A 17376-nucleotide genomic window follows, 5' to 3' on the forward strand; every position below is an offset into this window, starting at 1 on the left:
GGCCTCCTCCGAAGGATGCAGGTCCCCGAGGTGCGTCCTTCCGCCGGTCGTCCACGGCCGCCGTCGTTCCTAGCGTCGGGGGCATGACGAACCTCATCGATCCGGGCGCGGACCGGTCGGGCATCCGGGGCACCATCGCCCGGAACCCCCTCCGCGCGTTCTTCGTGCTCGCCCTCGGTCTGAGCTGGGCTGCGTGGGTGCCGTACATCCTGTCGCCGCACGGCCTCGGGGTGTGGGACATCCACTTCCCCGAGCTCCTCGGGACCGCGCAGTTCACGGGCGTCCTGCCCGGCGCGCTGCTCGGGCCGCTCGGCAGCGCGTTCCTCGTCACGGCGGTCGTGGACGGCCGCCCGGGGCTCCGGCGCTGGGTCGGCCGGCTCTGGCGCTGGCGGGTGTCGTGGCGCTGGTACGCGCTGGCGCTCGTCGGGGTGCCGGCGATCATCGTGGTCTCCGGGCTGCCGCTGTCCGGCGGACAGGTCCAGGCACCGAGTGCCACGGCGCTGCTCATGCTGGTCCCCGGGCTCGTCGTGCAGGTGTTCACCACCGGGCTGTCGGAGGAGCCCGGCTGGCGCGACTTCGCCCTCCCCCGGCTGCAGGACCGCTTCGGCCCGCTCGGCGCTGCCGCCGTCCTCGGGCCGCTGTGGGCGCTCTGGCACATGCCGCTCTACCTCAGCGACTGGGGCGGGTGGCCGGACGCACACTGGACCGAGCCGCTCGTGTTCGCCGCGTTCACGGTCACCTTCAACGTGGTGGTGATCTGGGCGTTCAACCGCACCGGTGAGAGCCTGCCGCTGGTGCTGCTCCTGCACGTCGGCGTGAACAACACGATCTCGACGCTCTGGGCCGACATGTACCCGGGCATGACCGCCGGCACGATGATGCTCGGCCTCACGGCGATCTCGACCGTGGCTGCCGCGGTGCTGCTCGTCGTGACCCGGGGCCGGCTCGGGTACGTCCGCTCGGGCTCGACCGATCTGCCGACGCCGTCCGCCCGCGCCCTCGTAGGATCGAACGATGGCACGCGCTGACGCCCGCACCGACCTCGTCGTCGCGGCGGGGACGGCGATCGTGTCCGTCGGGCTCCTCAGCGGCCTGCCGAGCCTCGATGCCCTCGACCGGCTCGACGAGACCGGCTCGATCGGGACCGGCTCGATCGGGACCGGGTCGTCCGTGTCGGTCGCCGCCGGGACCCCACCGGTCGGCGGCGCCGCCTGGGTGACGCTGGTGATCTCGCTGCTCGTCGCGTCCGCACTGCTGCTCTTCGCACGCAGCGCGCCGCGGACGACCGCGCTCGGCACCGGGATCATCGCGGCCGCAGCGGCCTCCACGCCGAGCGGTGCCTACAGCCTGGTCCTGCTGCCCGTCGCGGTCGCGGTCGTCCTGCTCGGCTCCCGCGAGCCCCTCGCCCGCTCGTGGCCGGCCCTCGTCGGCACGGCCGCGCTCGTCGTCGCGGGGACCGCCGTCAACGACCTCGTCCTGTCCGGTGGCGCCCGCTCGCAGCCGGTCGAGCACCTCGCCACCTCCGTCGGTGCCGGCGTCCTGCAGGCCGTCGGTGCCGTCGGACTCCCGCTCCTCGTCGCCCTGCTCATCCGCTCCCGGCGCGACGTCCGTGCCGCCCGCACGGCTGAGGCGACCGCCGTCGACCGCGAGCAGGACGCCCGCGTCGAGGCCGCGATCGGACGGGAGCGCGCCGCGATGGCCCGGGAGCTCCACGACATCGCCGCGCACCACCTGTCCGGCATCGCCCTGATGTCCGCGGCGATCGACCGGCAGATCGACACCGATCCGGACCGCGCCCACGAGGGTGTCCGCCAGGTCCGGGAGCAGAGCACCGCCGTCCTCGAGGACCTCCGCCGCCTGGTCGGGCTCCTCCGCGAGGACGGTCCCGCCGAACGCGCGGTCGAGACGATCGCGGGCATCGTGGACCTGGTCGAGCGGTCACGTGTGCGGATGCCGGTCGAGCTCGAGGTGCTCGCGTCCGATGACCACCCGCTCGCGGACGGCATCGGACCCCTCGCCCAGCTCGCCGCCTACCGTGCGGTGCAGGAGTCGCTCGCGAACGCGGTGCTGCACGCTCCGGGGGCGTCGTGCACGGTGACGATCGACGACCGCGCTGCGGAGCAGCTCGTCGTCCGCGTCGCGAACGGCGCGCCGACGCTGTCCACCGGGGGCGGGGCCGCCGCCGGCGGCAACGGGCTGCGCGGCATGCGTGAGCGGGCGGACCTGGTCGGGGCGCGCCTCCAGGCCGGTCCGCAGGACGGTGGCGGTTGGCTCGTGGAGCTGACGCTCGGCCGGGAGGCGCCGCTCGCGCCCGCCACGGAGGTGCGGCCGTGATCCGGGTCCTGGTGGCGGACGACCAGCCGCTCGTGCGCGCCGGCGTCGCGGCGCTCCTGGACGCGGAACCGGACATCGAGGTGGTCGCCGTCGCCGCCGACGGCGGCGAAGCGCTCGAACTCGCCCGACGGACCCGTCCGGACGTCGCGTGCCTCGACATCCGCATGCCGGTGCGGAACGGCATCGAGGTGGCCCGGGAGCTCTGCGCCCCCGGGGCAGACCCGGAGGTCGCGGTGCTCGTGCTCACGACGTTCGACCTCGATGACTACGTCTTCGGCGCCCTCGAGGCCGGCGCGTCCGGGTTCCTGCTCAAGGACGCCGAGCCCGACGTCATCACCGGGGCGGTCCGGCAGGTGGCGGCGGGGAACGGCACGCTGGACCAGGCCCTGACCCGCCGGGTGCTCCGCGAGTTCGTGTCGCGCCGGAGCCTCCAGCCGGTGACGGGCGACCGGGCGGACGGGTTGCTCACGGCCCGGGAGCGCGATGTCCTCCTGCTCCTGGCGCAGGGGATGTCGAACGAGGACATCGCGGCCGCGCTCGTCGTCGAGGTCTCGACGGTGAAGTCGCACCTGGCGCGGATGCTCCCGAAGCTCGGGGTGCAGTCGCGGTTGCAGGCCGTGGTCTGGGCGTACCAGAACCGCATCGTGACGGTGCCCGGGTCGTAGCGCCCGGATCGTGGTGCGCGGTCCCGAACGAGGGCCTGACGGACGCGGGCACCCGTGCCTACCATGGTCGCCGATCAGGGACGGCGGAGGGACAGGGCCTCTGCCGGGGAGGAATCATTATGTCCGTCCGGACAACGCCGCGGACCGTCGCGGTCGGCGCACTCGTCGCCGCTGTCGCGCTCGCCGCCGCCGCGCTCGTCGCCGTTGCCCCGCTGGCCGGGACGGCCGCGCCCGCCACCGCTGCGACGCAGGCTCCCGCGACGGTGCCGGTGGCGGGGCCGTCGTGCCCGTCCGGCACGCTGAGCCTCTCGATCATCCGCTCCGGGTGCACGGCGTCGAGCGGCACCGTCCGGTTGTCCGACGGACGCACCTTCGCGGTACCGGCACGCGGAGAGTCCGTGGTCGCGCTGAGCGTCGCCGCGCCGGGGGCCGCCGAGCTGCCCGAGGTCGTGGTCGCGAACACCGGCGGTGCCGGGATCGCGGTCCGGGTCGACGACGCGTGGCAGGGCGCAGCCGCCGCGGTCCGGCAGCAGCGGAGTGCCGACAGCGCGGTGGCCGGCAGCGCCGCGACGACGGGCACGAAGGCGGCGACGTCGACGAAGTGCACGAGCACCGCGAACGTGCAGAACCGGTACCGCTGGTCGAGCCCGGTCCGCTGGTACTACAACGCCACCGGTTCGAAGGGCACGTTCACGCAGTCAGCCCTGCAGAAGGCCGCGAACGCGTGGACGGGGAAGATCACCGCGTGCGGGAAGACCATGACGTCCACCGCGGGGAACACCTACGTGCGCGCTGCCGGGCAGGCCCCGAACGTCACCGCCAAGGGAGGCTGCTCGGCGAGCAGCGGGTACAGCGTCACCGGCTGGGGAGCGCTGCCGGAGAAGACCCTCGGCGTGACGTGCGTCTGGTACGACCAGGACGGTGTCGTGCAGGAGGCCGACCAGCGGTACTCCACGAGGTACGCGTGGTCGTCCACGGCGTCGTGCTCCGGGAACCGCTACGACGTGCAGGCCGTCGCGACGCACGAGTGGGGGCACCTGTACGGGCTCGGCCACGTGGCGACCGGAACCGGCCAGGTGATGGAGGCGGCCGAGGGACCATGCGCCCTCGGGAGCCGCACGCTCGGGCTCGGGGACATGACGGGCATCGCCGCGAAGTACTGACGCGGCCCGGCGCCGTCGTGTCCGCCCGGTGCTGTCGCGTCCGCCCGGTGCTGTCGCGTCCGCCCGCGCTGCGGCGTCCGCCGCCGGGGTGGCCGCTCAGTCGGGCACTGGTTGGTTGGGGGCATGGCTGTGCCCCCGTCCGTCACGGTCGTCGTCCCCGTGCTGGACGACGCGGAGGACCTCCGAGCCTGCCTCGCCGCGCTCGCCCGACAGACCCGGCCGGCCGATGAGGTCGTCGTCGTCGACAACGGCAGTTCCGACGACAGCGTGCGGGTCGCGCTCGACGCCGGAGCACGGGTCGTCCACGAACCCCTGCGCGGGATCGCCGCGGCCGCGAGCGCAGGGTACGACGCCGCCACCGGTGACGTCATCGCCCGCGTCGACGCGGACACGATCGTGCCGGAGGACTGGCTCGCACGCGCGCTCCGGTGGTTCGACGACCCGATCGTGACCGCCGTCACCGGCCCCGGCGAGTTCCGCGACCTCGGGCCGGTCGCCTCGGCCTTCTGGCGGACCATGTACATGCGCGCGTACTTCGTGACGATGACCGCCGCGCTCGGTCGACCACCGCTGTACGGCTCGAACGCGCTGTTCCGCCGGTCGGCCTGGCGCGCCGTACGCCACCGTGTGCACCGGACCGACCCTGGGGTGCACGACGACGTCGACCTCTCGCTCCAGTTCGACCCCCGGTGGCGAACGGTGCTCGACCGCACGCTCGTCGTCACCGTGTCCGGCAGCCCCGTGCGTGACCTCCGGGGGCTGTTCCGGCGGACGCTCAAGGCCCAGCACACCCTGGTGGTGTCGGGACTCCGCGCCGTGCCGCCCGCGCGACTGCTGCGACGCTTCCGGCAGGCGACCCGCCCCGTGCCGACCGGGTCCGTGCCGACCGGGCCCGCGTCGACCGGCGGAAGCACCGAGGCCTCCGCCCGTGCTGCTCCGGAGACCGTCGCCGAGACCGCCGTCGCCGAGTCCGCCGTCGCCGAGTCCGCCGCCGCCGAGGTCCCCGCGTGACCGACGCCCCCGACCTGCGCTGCACGACCCTCAACGTGCGGCGACCGGTCCCGCACCTCCGCCGCGACCACCCGGACGCCTGGGGCAACCGCCGTGGTGCGCTCGCGGCCTTCCTCGACGCCGAACGACCGACGGTACTGGCTGTCCAGGAGGCCGTCCCGACCCAGCTCGACACCGTCCGAGCAGCGCTCGGAACCCGCTGGCGAGCCGTCGTCGCGCCCCGCAGCCGCGCCCGTGCTGCTGAACACGTCGGACTCTTCGTCGACGCCGAGCGGCTGCGCGTGGTGGAGCACCACACCACCGCCCTGTCGCGCCGGCCGGACCGGATCGGTTCCCGGTCCTGGGGCAGCCTCTTCCCGCGCATCGCCGTCAGCGCGGTCCTCGACGACCTCGCCACCGGCGTGCGCTTCACAGCGATCGCCACCCACCTCGACCCGTTCTCGCCGCTCGCGCTCCGGAACGGCGCCCGGCTCGTCGGTGCCTCGGCGCGGCATGCCGGGACCCCCGTCGTGGCCATGGCGGACTGGAACGCGTCGGAGCGATCAGGGGTCGCCCGGGAGCTCGGCACGGCCGGGCTCCTCGACACGTGGGACCTCGCGGAGACGCACGACTCCCCCGCGGTGGGCACGTACACGGACCACCGGCCGCCGAGACCCGGCGGCGCACGTCTCGACCGCGTCTTGGTCCGGCCGGGTGACGGCATCCGCGCGTGGGTCCGGTCGGCCGTGATCACCACGGGAGCACCGGGCAGCCAGGCGTTCTCCGACCACGCCGCCGTCTCCGCCGTCCTCCGCTGGGAGGCCGTGTGAGCACCCGCGCCCTGCTCCGGACCCTCGGTCCGACCTTCCTCCGGCGGCCACGCGGAGCGGAGTGGGCGGCCGACGTCGTCCGGGTGCTCGTGGCGCTGAGCCTGCCGGTCGCGGACATCGGCTGGGGCGCCATCGACCTCGCCGTCGCGATGCTCGCGCTCCTCGGAGCCGTCGTCCCGCGGATGCTCGGGCTCCGACCCGCGTTCGACATCGCGGTCGGGGTGCTCTCGTCCGTCGCCGCGTGGAGCAGCACGCTCGACTGGTACACGACGGTGCTCGGGTGGGACAAGGTCGTGCACGTCGTGCTCGTCGGCCTGCTCGGGGTGCTGCTGTGCATCGTCGCGTCCGACCTGGGCGTGCTGCAGGACGTCCGGACGCTGTCGGTCGCCGCACTCGTCGTGGTGTGCGGGGCCGCGGGCCTGGCGATCGGGTCCGTGTGGGAGATGGGCGAGTGGGTGGGGCACACGTACCTCGACGCGACGATCTTCGTCGGGTACGACGACACGATCGGCGACCTGGCGGCCGACTTCGTCGGCGCGCTCGCCGGTGGCGCGCTCCTCCGCTGGGCGGCGTCCGACCGGCGCACGGTCCAGCCCGGGGACCGCCCTACGATCGGGGGATGACCGACCGCCGCTCCGATCCCTCCGCGGTCTCCGCCCGGCGGCCGGGAGGCCCGTGGCGGGGCCGCACCGTGCCTCCCGTCCGTCTCCTGGGCACCCCGTGAACCGCACCGACCGGCTCTACGCGCTGGTCGAAGCACTCCGTGCGGTCGCGCCGCGACCGCTGAGCGCCCGCCGCCTCGCCGAACGGTTCGAGGTGAGCGTCCGCACGGTCGAGCGTGACCTCTCGGCGCTGCAGCAAGCCGGTGTGCCGATCTGGGCGGAGCCGGGCCGGACGGGCGGGTACTGCCTCGACCGGGAGCACACGCTCGCCCCGCTCGGGCTGACCGTGGACGAGGCGCTCGCCGTCACCGTCGGTCTCGGTGCCCTCGCGACCGGGCCGTTCCGCGACGCGGCCGCGAGCGCCCTCGGGAAGGTGCACGCGGCGACCCGGGACGAGCGGCTCGCGGAGTCCCTCGCCGTCGCGCGGCGGATCGCGTTCCTCGAGCCCGAGGACGACACCCCGGTCGGCGACGTCGTGACCGCAGCACTGCGCTACGGCGAGGTCCTCCGGCTCCGGTACCACGACCGCGACGGCGAGCCGAGCGACCGCGAGGTCGAGCCCCTCGGCTACGTCGTCCGCGACGGCGTCTGGTACCTCGTCGCCTGGTGCCGACTGCGGGGTGCCGTCCGCGCCTTCCGCGCCGGACGGATCGAGTCACTCGACCCCACCGGCGAGCATGCGCCACCGCGACCGTTCCGCGCCGACGAGCTCGACATCCCGCACGGGGTCACCCGGCACGCGGTCGAGGACTGACCGCGCCGTTCGGCGCGTGGCCGGAATCACCGACAGGACGGTGTCGCGGAGCAGCTCCATCCTGCCGACATGGCATTCGCATCGATCCGCATCATCACCGACGACCTCGACCGACTCGTCGACTTCTACGAACAGGTCACCGGCGTCACCGCACACCGACCGGCACCCGTCTTCGCCGAGTTCCGCGGTGACCACGGTCCCGTGCTCGCGATCGGCACCACCGCAACCGTCGCGATGCTCGGCGACCGTGCCCCACGGCCCGGCCGGAACGACTCGGTGCTCGTCGAGTTCGAGGTCGCCGACGTGGACGCCGAGTTCGCGCGGTTGCGTGACCTGCTCGACGACGTCGTCCTCGAACCGACGACGATGCCGTGGGGGAACCGCTCGACGCTGTTCCGCGACCCCGACGGCACCGTCGTGAACCTGTTCAGCCGACCGCGGGACTGACCGGTCGGCCGGCCTTCACGCTCCTGCCGACAGGAACGACGCGATCTCGGTCGACCCGCCGTTGAACCGGAACGTGCGCCCGGCGGTCGCGGGGTCCTCGACGACGTCGGCGACGACGTGCGCGACGTCACCGCGGGGCACCTTCGACGACGAGCCGTCCCAGTCGACGCGGCCCGTCGGCTCGTCGTCGGTGAGGGTGCTCGGCGCGATCACGGTCCACGCGAGCCCGGAGTCGCGGAGCACCGCGTCGGCGACGTACTTCGACTGCGCGTACGCGAAGAAGTCGTCGTCCCGGGGCACGCCGTGGTCGAGCACCGATCCGGACCACGACACCATGACGTACCGGTCGACCCCGGCGCGGGCTGCCGCCTGGACGGTCAGCACCGCGGCGTCCCGGTCGATCGCGTAGGTGCGGTCGGCGGACCCGCCGCCGGCTCCTGCCGACCACACCACGGCGTCGTGCCCGCGGACGAGGTCGGTGAACGACTCGAGGGTCTGCTCCTGGATGTCCGCCACGAGGGGCTCGCCGCCGTGCGCGCGGACGTCCTCGGACTGGTCGGCGTTGCGGATGACGGAGGTGACGGTGTGGCCGCGGTCGCTGAGGATCTTCGTCGCGAGGAGCGCGACCTTCCCGTGACCGCCGAAGAGGATGACGTTGCTCATCATCCGGACGGTACCCGGCGGGCCTCCGTGCGACTCAGCCGCGCTCGACGACGGCACGGAGCTGCCGCAGCCCCTTCTCGAAGTCCGGCCCGACGAGCTTCTCGAGCGGGAAGATCCGGGTCATGACGGTCCGCGGGCTCTCCATCCGCCACGTGACGTCGGTGCCGCCAGCCGACGGGACGAGCACGAACCGGGAGACGCTGCTCGACCGGAACGGCTTCGTGAACTCCAGCGCGACGACGACCCCGTCGGGCGTGACCTCGGTGACCCGCATGCTGCCGGCGCCGGCCTTCCGGTTGCCCGACCACGCGTACGTCGCCCCCACGCTCCCGGGCTCGCCGGCGTACTCGCGGTGCAGGTCGGGGTCGGCGCCCTCCCACGGCGACCACCCCTGCCACCGGCTGAGGTCCGCGAGGTGCGGCAGGACGGCGGCGGGCGGGGCCGCGACGTGCTCGTGCCGCTCGACGGTGACCGTGCTCATGCGCCGATCGTAGGAGCACGAGGGCGCTCGCGGTAGGGGCGTGCGTCGGCTGTGTTGCGTCGGCTCTGTCGCGCCGGCTCTGTGTGCGTCGGCTGTGTGGAACGACGTCTCCCAGCACGGGGTGCGTACCGTCACGGGCGGACCACGACGAGTCAGCCAGGAGGAGACACCGATGAGCACCGACCACGAACAGCGAACCCTCGTCCGGACACTCGCGCTGGGCGTCCTGAGCGGTGGCCGCAGCGCCACGCCCCTCGCCGTGCTCGCGCTGAACCACGACAACAAGAAGCTCTCCGGGGCGTGGCAGGACTGGAAGGTCTTCGCGACGCCGCTGGGCCGCGGACTCCTCGTCGCGGGCGCGGTGGGCGAGCTCATCGGGGACAAGCTCCCCGCGACGCCGAGCCGCATCGGCTTCCCGGCGATCCTCGGACGGGTCGCGTCGGGTGCCCTCGCGGGAGCGGCGCTCGGCACGACCGGTCGCCGCAACCTCGTCGTCGAGGGCGCGATCCTCGGCGGTGTCGGCGCGATCGTCGGCAGCTTCGTCGGCTGGGCCGCCCGGAAGGCCGTCGGCGGTGTGACGCACCTGCCGGACCCGGTGGTGGCGCTCGCCGAGGACGCCGCCGTGATCGCCGGCTCCGTGCGGGCCGTCACCGCCGACTGACGCTGCGCTGCGCCGCGTCGCGCTGCGCTGCGCCGCGTCGCGCTGCGCCGCGTCGCGCTGCGCCGCGTCGCGCTGCGCCGCGTCGCGCTGCGTCGCGCTGCGCTGCGTCGCGCTGCGTCGCGCTGCGCTGCGTCGCGCCGTGCGGCCGGCCGGGCCGTGCCGCCGGCCGGCGCCGCGGCGACGCCCGAGACTCGGCCAGGTGGACAGTTTCGCGGCTCGCCTCTCGCGAACGTGTCCGCGAAGCCGAGTCTCGGCACCGGCGGGTCAGCACCGGCGGGTCGGTCCCAGCAGCCGGGAGGCGCGGGGCGGGCCCGCAGCGTGCCTCCAGGCCGGTGGGTGGTGACCGCCTCAGGCGGTTGCGGGCTCTGCAGGCACGGTCGCCTCGGCGCGCCGCCGGTGCGCCGGCATGAACGACACCGCAACGAGCAGCACGAGTGCGATGACCGCGATCGACACGAACACCAGGTGCATCGCCGTCATGAGGCCGGGCCCCTCGGGGGCTCCGGCCGCGTTCAGCTGCACGTGCGCGTTGACGACCGCACCGAACACCGCGACGCCGATCGCCGAGCCCATCGACCGCGCGAACATGTTCGTCCCGGTCACGGCTCCGCGCTCGTCGTGAGCCGCAGACGACTGCGCCGCGATCAGGGTCGGGACGGCCGTGAGGCCCATCCCGGCCCCGACGACGAAGCAGGACACCGCGACGAGCCACACCGACGAGGTCGAGCCGAGCATGATCGTGGCCGCGGCACCGAGCAGCACCAGCGACGACCCGATGAGCGCCGTCACACGGAAGCCCCACCGCAGGTAGAACCGCCCGGCCTGTGAGGCGGAGATCGGCCACCCGAGGGTGAGCGCCGCGAGGGCGAATCCGGCGATCAGCGCCGACGTGCCGAGGACGTCCTGCGCGTAGATCGGGACGTAGGTCGACAGCCCCATCACGATCACGCCGATGACGAGTGACGCGATCGTCGAGGCCGCCACGACGCGGCGCTGCAAGAGTGCGAGCGAGAAGATCGGGTGCGAGGTCCGGAGCTCCACGACGATGAACACCGCGAGGAAGACGACCGCCGCGGCGAAGATGCCGATCGAGGCACCCGAGTCCCACGCCCAAGCCGTTCCGCCCTCGAGCAGCCCGAGCAGCAGCGCGGTGGTCCCGAGCGTGAGCAGCACCGCCCCCGGGTAGTCAATGCGCTGGCGGGGTCCATCCGTCGCGCGCTGTTCCGCGTATGCCCGAACGAGCATGAAGCCCGCGACGAGCGCGAGCGGGACGTTGATCCAGAAGATCCAGCGCCAGGCGCCCAGCTCGCTGAACAGCCCGCCGAGCGTCGGGCCGACCACCGACGAGATGCCCCACACCGACGCGAGGTACCCCTGGGTCTTCGCCCGCTCCTCCAGCGTGTAGATGTCGCTCGTGATCGTCATCGAGATCGGCAGCACGGCACCGGCGCCGAGGCCCTGCACGACCCGGCCTGCGATGAGCGCCGGCATCGACCAGGCGGCACCGCACAGCACCGACCCGAGCAGGAAGAGCCCGATGCCCACGAGGAGCAGACGCTTCCGGCCGAGCACGTCCGCGAGCCGGCCGTAGATCGGCACCGACACCGCTTGGGCGAGCAGGTAGACCGAGAACAGCCACGGGAGCTGCTGGAAGTGTCCGAGGTCCCGAGCGATCGACGTCGACGCGGTGGCGATGATCGTCGAGTCGAGGGCGACCAGCGCAGTCGCGAGCATGAGGGAGAGCAGGATCGGCCCGCGCTCCGAGCGCAGGCCGACACCACCGGATCGTGCAGCCATGCGGGCAGCAAGTCCGTTCCGCGTCGGGACATTCCGCCGTGCAGGAGGTCGGGCCTAGCGTGGCCGTCATGCGCATCGTCGTCATCGGGGCCACCGGCCACATCGGCACCTTCCTCGTCCCGCGTCTCGTGCGGTCCGGCCACGAGGTCGTGGTCGTCACCCGCGGCACCCGTTCCGCCTACGTCGACGCCCCGGAGTGGGAGCGGGTCGAACGGGTCACCGCCGACCGTGAGCAGGAGGACCGCGACGGCACCTTCGGCGCACGGATCGCGGGACTTCGCGCCGACGCGGTGATCGACCTCGTGTGCTTCACAGTCGACAGCGCTCGGGCGATGCTCGACGCCCTCCGCGGGACGGACACGCACCTCGTGCACTGCGGGTCCATCTGGCGCGCGGGCGTCTCGCACGTGCTGCCGATCACCGAGGAGAACGCGACGCCGCCGTTCGGTGAGTACGGCGAACAGAAGGACGCGATCGCTCGACTGTACAAGGAGGAAACCGCTTCAGGCGGTGTCGCGACGACCACCCTGCACCCGGGCCACATCAGCGGTCCGGGCTGGGTGCCGATCGGTCCGCTCGGCAACCTCGACACCTCCGTCATCACCCGTCTCTCGGCGGGCGAGCCGGTGGAGGTCCCGGGCCTCGGTGCCGAGTCGATGGCGCACGTGCACGCCGACGACGTCGCGCAGGCGTTCCAGCTCGCCGTCGAGCACCGGGACACCGCCGTGGGCGAGGACTGCTTCGTCACGGCCCCGACGGCGCTCACCGTCCGTGGGTACGTCCACCTGGTCGCGTCGTGGTTCGGCCAGGAGGCACGGATCGAGTCCGTCACGTGGGACCGGTTCCGCGAGACCACGGCTCCCGACGACGCCGACGCCAGTTGGCAGCACCTGTCACGGTCGCAGGTGTTCAGCCTCGACAAGACGCGGCGGGTGCTCGGCTACGAGCCGGCGTACACGGCCGAGGCGACGGTGCTCGACGCGGTGCGGTGGCTCGTCGACAACGGCGAGGTCGAGGTGGCGCGGCCGCTCGTCGTCTGACGCGCGGACGCGAGTCCCGCTGCCCGGAGCCTCCTGCCGAACGACCGCCGAGTCTCGGCCCCGCGGACACTTCCGCGGTGCTGCGGCGCGAGTTCTGTCCGCCTGGCCGAGTCTCGGCCTCGGCTCAGCCCCGGGACAGCGGGACCGAGACGATGCGGTCGTCGCCGTCCTGCGGGTCCCCGCGGCCGTCGGTGTTGTTCGTCACGAACCAGAGCACGCCGTCGGGTCCGTCGAGCACGGTTCGGATGCGGCCGAAGTCGCCGCCGAACCACACGGTGGACTGCGAGGGCTCGGCGACGGGGACCGCCCGGACCGCCTCGCCCTGCAGGTTCGCCACGAACACCGTGTCGCCGATCACCGCGAGGCCGCTCGGGGACGCATCGCTCGTGGCCCACTGCTGCACGGGGTCGACGAAGCCCTCGCCGGTCCCGCCCGTCCCCTCGAACTCCGGCCACCCGTGGTTCGACCCCTTCTCGACGACGTTGAGCTCGTCCCAGGTGTCCTGGCCGAACTCAGCGGCGAACATCGTGCCGTCCTCGGCCCAGCCCATGCCCTGCACGTTGCGGTGCCCGAGGCTCCACACGTACGAGTCCGGGAACGGGTTCGCAGCAGGCACGTCCCCGTCGGCCGTCATCCGCAGGATCTTGCCCGCGAGGGAGTCACGGTCCTGCGCGTCGGGACCGTTGCCGGCGTCCCCGACGCTCGCGTAGAGCATGCCGTCCGGTCCGAACGCGATGCGACCGCCGTTGTGGATGCCGCTCGACGGCAGCCCGCCGAGGATCGTGGTGGCGTCGCCCAGGCCGTACGACCCCGTGTTGCCGGTGAGTGCGAAGCGTTGGATGCGGTTGCCGTCATCGGCGGTCGAGTACACGTACAGGTCGCCGTCGTGGAGTGCGAGCCCGAGCAGCCCGCCCTCGCCGCCGGACCGGACCCCGGGGACCGTACCGACCTCCCGCGTGCTGCCGTCCGCCGCGAGTTCGAGCACCCTCGCGGAGTCCCGTTCGCTGATGAGTGCCTCGGGGCCGTCGCCGGTGCGGACGACCGACCACGGCGCGTCGAGGCCGGTCACCACGTCGGCGGGCTCGCCGTCCGGGACGAGTGACGACACCGTCGTCGTGGTCGACGGTGTCGGGCTCGACGTGGCGGTGTCCGGCGCTGTTCGGGCCTCGCCGTCGGTGCAGGCCGACAGGACGAGGGCGGTGGCGGCGGCCGCGCCGAGCGCGGACCAGGTGCGGCGGGTGGTCGTGAGCACGGTGTGCCTCCCGGAGTCGGGTCGTGTCCCGATTGCACACGCTCCGGTCGGGAGGAACCTGTACGGGCACTCAGCGCCACCTCTGGTCGGACGGGAGGCGCGTGGCGGCGCCGCCGCGCGCCTCCCGGCCGAGAGGGGGTACGACAGGACCCGCCTCGCTCGGGCACCCGCTGGTTCAGTGGTCGTCGACGGGACCGGATGGTCCCGCCGACGGGCCGCAGCCCGGACACCGTCGTCCCGGAAGGACCACACATGACCACCATCGCGATCGTCGGCGCCGGCAAGGGCCTCGGCGTCGAGACCGCCGCCCGCTTCGCCCGCGAGGGGTTCTCGGTCGCGCTGATCTCGCGCAACCAGGACCGTCTCGACTCCCTCGCCGCGCAGCTCCGCGAGCAGGGCCACACCGCTGCCGGCTTCGCCGCGAACGTCCGTGACGGCGACTCCCTGCGCGCCGCCCTCGAGCGCGCCACCGAGCAGCTCGGCCCGATCGAGGTGCTGCAGTACAGCCCGCTCCCCGCCAAGGAGTACATGCGGCCCGTGCTCGAGACGACCGCGGAGGACCTCGTCGGACCGATCGAGTTCTCGGTCTACGGCTCCGTGAACGCTGTCCGCCAAGTGCTCCCCGGCATGCGGGCGCTCGGCAAGGGGACCATCCTGTTCGTCAACGGCGGCAGCGCGGTCCGACCAGGTGCGCGCGTGACGGGCACGTCGGTGGCCTTCGCCGGCGAGAGTGCCTACGCGCAGCTGCTGCACGACGCCGTCGCCGAGGAGAACGTGCACGTCGCGCAGCTCATCATCCCGTTCGGGATCGACGACGGCCAGGACGACCACTCGGGCGCCGCGGTCGCCGAGCGCCTCTGGACGATGCACACCGAGCGCGGGGCGTTCCGCACCTACGCGGAGCCGCTGCCCGAGTGAGCCGTTCCCAGGGAGTGCGCCGACGCCGCCCCTAGCCTGACGCGGTGGAGCTGGGGGCGTTCGACACGGCGGCGGGCGCTGCGCTGCTGTTCGGCATGCCCGCGGCGGTGCTCTTCGTCGCGGCTGCTCTGCGTCGACTCGGCGTCCCGCGGTGGGTGTGGGGCGTCTTCGCGCTCAGCATCATCGGGGTACTGGTCCTGCTCGACGTGGCGGGCCACGTCCGCTACCCGGTCCCCGACGGCACTCCCATCGGCACGGGGGACTTCGGCCAGTTCGTCGGACTCGCCCTGGGGCGCGTCGGCGTCGCCGTGAACGGCGCGGTCTGCGTCGTGGTCGGCGGGTTCCGCAGACCGGCTCGCCCGTCCCTGCAGGTCTCCGGCCGGGAGGCACGGGTCCTCTCCGGCGCGTACCTCGGCCTGGCAGCGGCGCTCGTCGTGCCCGTGGTCTCGTGGTCGTCCGGCCTCGGTTTGCCCTCCCCGCTCCTGACGGTGCCGCTCCTGGCCGTCGGGGTCGGGCTCTTCGTGCTCGCACTCGCGCTGCGGTTGCGGCGGCTGGGGCTGCTCCCCGAGGACGACCGGCCCTCCGTGGTCTCGCTCTGGCCCGCCGACGCGGTCGTCGGCGTCCTGCTGACCGCGCTGCTCGTGGGCGCGGTCGGTTCGCTCGGCGGTGGCGCGCCCGACCGGGTGCGGACCGTGCCGGACGCGGAGGACCGGCGGGACGCCTCGGCCACACCCGACCCGGACTGGCCGGGCCCGGTCCCGACCGAGCACACGACGCTCGACGCCACTGCCGTGGAGTCGGGCACGAGGGCTGCGCTGGCCGACTCGGTCCGGTGGGCGGGGCCGCTCGACGACCTCTCGTCACCGACTCCCGCGCGTGCCTCCGCGCCGGGGGTGTCCCTGACCGAGGAACGCTGCGACGGCGGCGTCCGGTGGACGGGTTCGCTCGTGCTCCCGTCGGTGGCACCGCAGGACGTCGCCGGCGCCGTGCAGCGCGGGTGGGAACGGTCCGGCTACGCCGTCGTGGACCGAGCGATGGGCACGGACTTCCTGATGCCGATGGCGGATGCGCTCCCGGTGCGCCGCATGAGCCTCGGCGGCGGGCAGGACGGCGTGCACGTCGACGTGGAGTCGTTCTGCGTCCCGCGCTGAGCGCCCGTCGCTGACCGTTCCGCGTGGACTGGGTCAGCGTGCGGCGGCCTCGATCGCGTCCGCCATGTCCTGGGCGACGCGGACGTTCGCGGCGGCCGTGGGGTGGATCCCGTCGGGGGTCGTCCCCGGCTCGTACGCGCCGTCGGACGTCCGGATGGCCGTGAACGGGTCGACGTAGGACCACCCGTGCTCCTGGGCCTCGGCGCGGAGCTCCCGGCTGAGGACGAGCTGACCGGCGCGTCGGTCGGCGCCCCAGAGGCTCGTCGTGCGGTCCGACGGCGGCCCGGCGACGACCAGCACGTGGTGCGCGTCGACCTTCCGGACGACGGCGTCGACGTTCGCGGTGATCCGTCCGACCGGGACGGCCTGGTTGACGTCGTTCGTCCCGAGCTCGACGACGAGGACGTCGGCGTCCGGGACCGGTCCGATCTCGTGCAGGACCTGGTCGGAGCGGTACCCGCTGTGCGCGTAGCCGCCGACGGCGTGGAGGTCGGGGTCGCCCTCGAGCTGGTGCAGCCACGAGTCCGGTCGCGCCGTGATGGAGTCGCCGGCGTACGCGAAGGTGACGGCGTCGGCTGAGTGCTCCGTGTCGAGCGCTCCGCGGACCACCTGGTCCGGCGTCCGCCGGAGTGCGGCGTCCTGCCGGAGCACGGCGTCCTTCTGCACGATCGTTTCCTGGTGGGCGGCGACCGCTCCGTCGGCCGCCGCGGCGTGGGCGGTGGCGATGACGACGGCTCCGGTGCCGACGAGGGCGGCGGAGGCGATGATGCTCATGAGGACCACGAGGTGGCTGGTGCGGGACACGACTACAGGTATCTCGCGGAACGGCTCGGAACACCAGGCCCCAGACCTGGGGAATCGTCGCGGTGACTGTGGCTTCTCGCACCCGTTCGAGGGAGCGACTCAGTGAGCACGTCGCACCGCCAGGCGTCGACCACGACCTGCGGTGAGCCACGTCCCGGCCGTCACGAGCACGGGCAGGCCGATCGCGAGCAGCGCCAGCACGGGCCAGTCGGCCACGAACGGCATGTGGCTGACACCGGGTGGCGTCTCCCCGAACCGCAGGGTCAGCGCCCGGATCGGGAGGAGTCCCAGCACGGTGCCGATCACCGCACCGACCGACGTGAGGATCGCCGCCTGCCAGGCCGTCGTCCGTCGGCGGAGGCGTGGCGCGGCCCCGATCGCGTCGAGCACCTCGTCGTCACGACGGCCGTCCGCACGAGCGAGACCGATCGCGACCGCGGTGGCACCGATGGTCACGGCCGCAGCGAGGGCGAGTGCCAGTGCCCGGACCGGTGCACTGGCGTCGATGGGGCCGGCCTCGTAGGAGAAGCTCGGTGCCGACGCCTCCGCACGTGCCGAGCCGCCGTAGCTCTGCCACGCCGAGGCCAGCTCGCCGACCTGCTCGGGCGAGACGTCGCCGTCGAGCCGCGTGACGAGGAGGCCGTCCACCGCGGGCACCCGGTAGCGCTCGGCCGTCGCCTTCGTCATGAAGACGCCGATCTGGATCGGCGGGTCCTGCTCGTCGAGGACCGCGGGGATCGTCGTCGTCGCGTCGGGGTGGTCGG

Annotated in this window: 19 protein-coding genes; 13 read left to right on the top strand and 6 right to left on the bottom strand. The window is 73.6% G+C overall.

Annotated features, from left to right (window positions below; all coding sequences use genetic code 11):
- The first annotated feature begins 83 nt into the window (after positions 1-83).
- The 9 genes from NS184_RS02400 to NS184_RS02440 all read left to right on the top strand — a co-directional run bounded on the left by NS184_RS02400 (position 84) and on the right by NS184_RS02440 (position 7845).
- Positions 84-1028: a type II CAAX endopeptidase family protein gene (locus NS184_RS02400; protein ID WP_058724548.1), complete on the top strand. Its 945-nt coding sequence runs from the start codon at positions 84-86 to the stop codon at positions 1026-1028.
- Entirely contained in the window at positions 1015-2334 is a 1320-nt protein-coding gene (locus tag NS184_RS02405) for a sensor histidine kinase (protein WP_058724549.1), read from the top strand. The genes NS184_RS02400 and NS184_RS02405 overlap by 14 nt, the downstream gene beginning before the upstream one ends.
- Positions 2331-2999, top strand: coding sequence for a response regulator (locus NS184_RS02410; RefSeq protein ID WP_058724550.1), 669 nt, complete (start codon positions 2331-2333; stop codon positions 2997-2999). Before NS184_RS02405 ends, NS184_RS02410 begins: the two co-directional genes overlap by 4 nt.
- 119 nt (positions 3000-3118) lie before the next feature.
- The gene (locus NS184_RS02415; protein ID WP_058724551.1) at positions 3119-4162 is read left to right on the top strand and encodes a hypothetical protein; all 1044 of its coding nucleotides are present in this window, start codon (positions 3119-3121) and stop codon (positions 4160-4162) included.
- A 123-nt stretch (positions 4163-4285) separates the two neighbouring features.
- Positions 4286-5173: a glycosyltransferase family 2 protein gene (locus NS184_RS18155; RefSeq protein WP_083513386.1), complete on the top strand. Its 888-nt coding sequence runs from the start codon at positions 4286-4288 to the stop codon at positions 5171-5173.
- Positions 5170-5982, top strand: a complete 813-nt coding sequence (locus NS184_RS02425; RefSeq protein ID WP_058724552.1) for an endonuclease/exonuclease/phosphatase family protein — start codon at positions 5170-5172, stop codon at positions 5980-5982. Before NS184_RS18155 ends, NS184_RS02425 begins: the two co-directional genes overlap by 4 nt.
- Positions 5979-6605: a hypothetical protein gene (locus NS184_RS02430; RefSeq protein WP_058724553.1), complete on the top strand. Its 627-nt coding sequence runs from the start codon at positions 5979-5981 to the stop codon at positions 6603-6605. The genes NS184_RS02425 and NS184_RS02430 overlap by 4 nt, the downstream gene beginning before the upstream one ends.
- A 97-nt stretch (positions 6606-6702) precedes the next feature.
- Positions 6703-7398: a helix-turn-helix transcriptional regulator gene (locus tag NS184_RS02435; protein WP_058724554.1), complete on the top strand. Its 696-nt coding sequence runs from the start codon at positions 6703-6705 to the stop codon at positions 7396-7398.
- 69 nt (positions 7399-7467) lie between these two features.
- A complete protein-coding gene (locus tag NS184_RS02440) occupies positions 7468-7845 on the top strand; it encodes a VOC family protein (protein WP_058724555.1) in 378 nt (125 codons plus the stop codon).
- Between the two features lie 15 nt (positions 7846-7860).
- On the opposite strand, the gene NS184_RS02445 is transcribed toward NS184_RS02440, so the two are convergent.
- A complete protein-coding gene (locus tag NS184_RS02445) occupies positions 7861-8508 on the bottom strand; it encodes an SDR family oxidoreductase (protein ID WP_058724564.1) in 648 nt (215 codons plus the stop codon).
- A gap of 34 nt (positions 8509-8542) precedes the next feature.
- A complete protein-coding gene (locus NS184_RS02450; RefSeq protein ID WP_058724556.1) occupies positions 8543-8989 on the bottom strand; it encodes an SRPBCC family protein in 447 nt (148 codons plus the stop codon).
- Positions 8990-9161: 172 nt separating this feature from the next.
- Between NS184_RS02450 and NS184_RS02455 the strand changes: the two genes are divergently transcribed.
- Positions 9162-9650, top strand: coding sequence for a DUF4126 family protein (locus NS184_RS02455; protein WP_058724557.1), 489 nt, complete (start codon positions 9162-9164; stop codon positions 9648-9650).
- Between the two features lie 348 nt (positions 9651-9998).
- Here the strand turns inward: NS184_RS02455 and NS184_RS02460 are convergent, their stop codons facing one another.
- Entirely contained in the window at positions 9999-11447 is a 1449-nt protein-coding gene (locus NS184_RS02460) for an MDR family MFS transporter (protein ID WP_058724558.1), read from the bottom strand.
- Positions 11448-11515: 68 nt separating this feature from the next.
- Here NS184_RS02460 and NS184_RS02465 point away from each other — a divergent pair, with 68 nt between their 5' ends.
- Positions 11516-12487 (top strand): NAD-dependent epimerase/dehydratase family protein, encoded by a 972-nt coding sequence (locus tag NS184_RS02465; protein WP_058724565.1) that lies wholly within the window; start codon positions 11516-11518, stop codon positions 12485-12487.
- Positions 12488-12611: 124 nt separating this feature from the next.
- On the opposite strand, the gene NS184_RS02470 is transcribed toward NS184_RS02465, so the two are convergent.
- The gene (locus tag NS184_RS02470; RefSeq protein WP_058724559.1) at positions 12612-13739 is read right to left on the bottom strand and encodes a PQQ-dependent sugar dehydrogenase; all 1128 of its coding nucleotides are present in this window, start codon (positions 13737-13739) and stop codon (positions 12612-12614) included.
- A 252-nt stretch (positions 13740-13991) separates the two neighbouring features.
- Between NS184_RS02470 and NS184_RS02475 the strand changes: the two genes are divergently transcribed.
- Together NS184_RS02475 and NS184_RS02480 are read left to right on the top strand one after the other, a co-directional pair.
- Positions 13992-14657: an SDR family NAD(P)-dependent oxidoreductase gene (locus NS184_RS02475; protein WP_058724560.1), complete on the top strand. Its 666-nt coding sequence runs from the start codon at positions 13992-13994 to the stop codon at positions 14655-14657.
- Positions 14658-14701: 44 nt separating this feature from the next.
- Entirely contained in the window at positions 14702-15808 is a 1107-nt protein-coding gene (locus NS184_RS02480) for a hypothetical protein (RefSeq protein WP_058724561.1), read from the top strand.
- A 33-nt stretch (positions 15809-15841) separates the two neighbouring features.
- Here NS184_RS02480 and NS184_RS02485 read toward each other — a convergent pair whose 3' ends face one another.
- Both NS184_RS02485 and NS184_RS02490 read right to left on the bottom strand, forming a co-directional pair.
- Entirely contained in the window at positions 15842-16612 is a 771-nt protein-coding gene (locus NS184_RS02485) for an SGNH/GDSL hydrolase family protein (RefSeq protein WP_058724562.1), read from the bottom strand.
- Between the two features lie 99 nt (positions 16613-16711).
- The coding region (locus tag NS184_RS02490) for an FtsX-like permease family protein (protein ID WP_152998014.1) at positions 16712-17376 on the bottom strand (665 nt) is incomplete at its 5' end.

The sequence above is a fragment of the Curtobacterium luteum genome (assembly GCF_001475545.1).
Taxonomy (GTDB): Bacteria; Actinomycetota; Actinomycetes; order Actinomycetales; family Microbacteriaceae; genus Curtobacterium; species Curtobacterium luteum_A.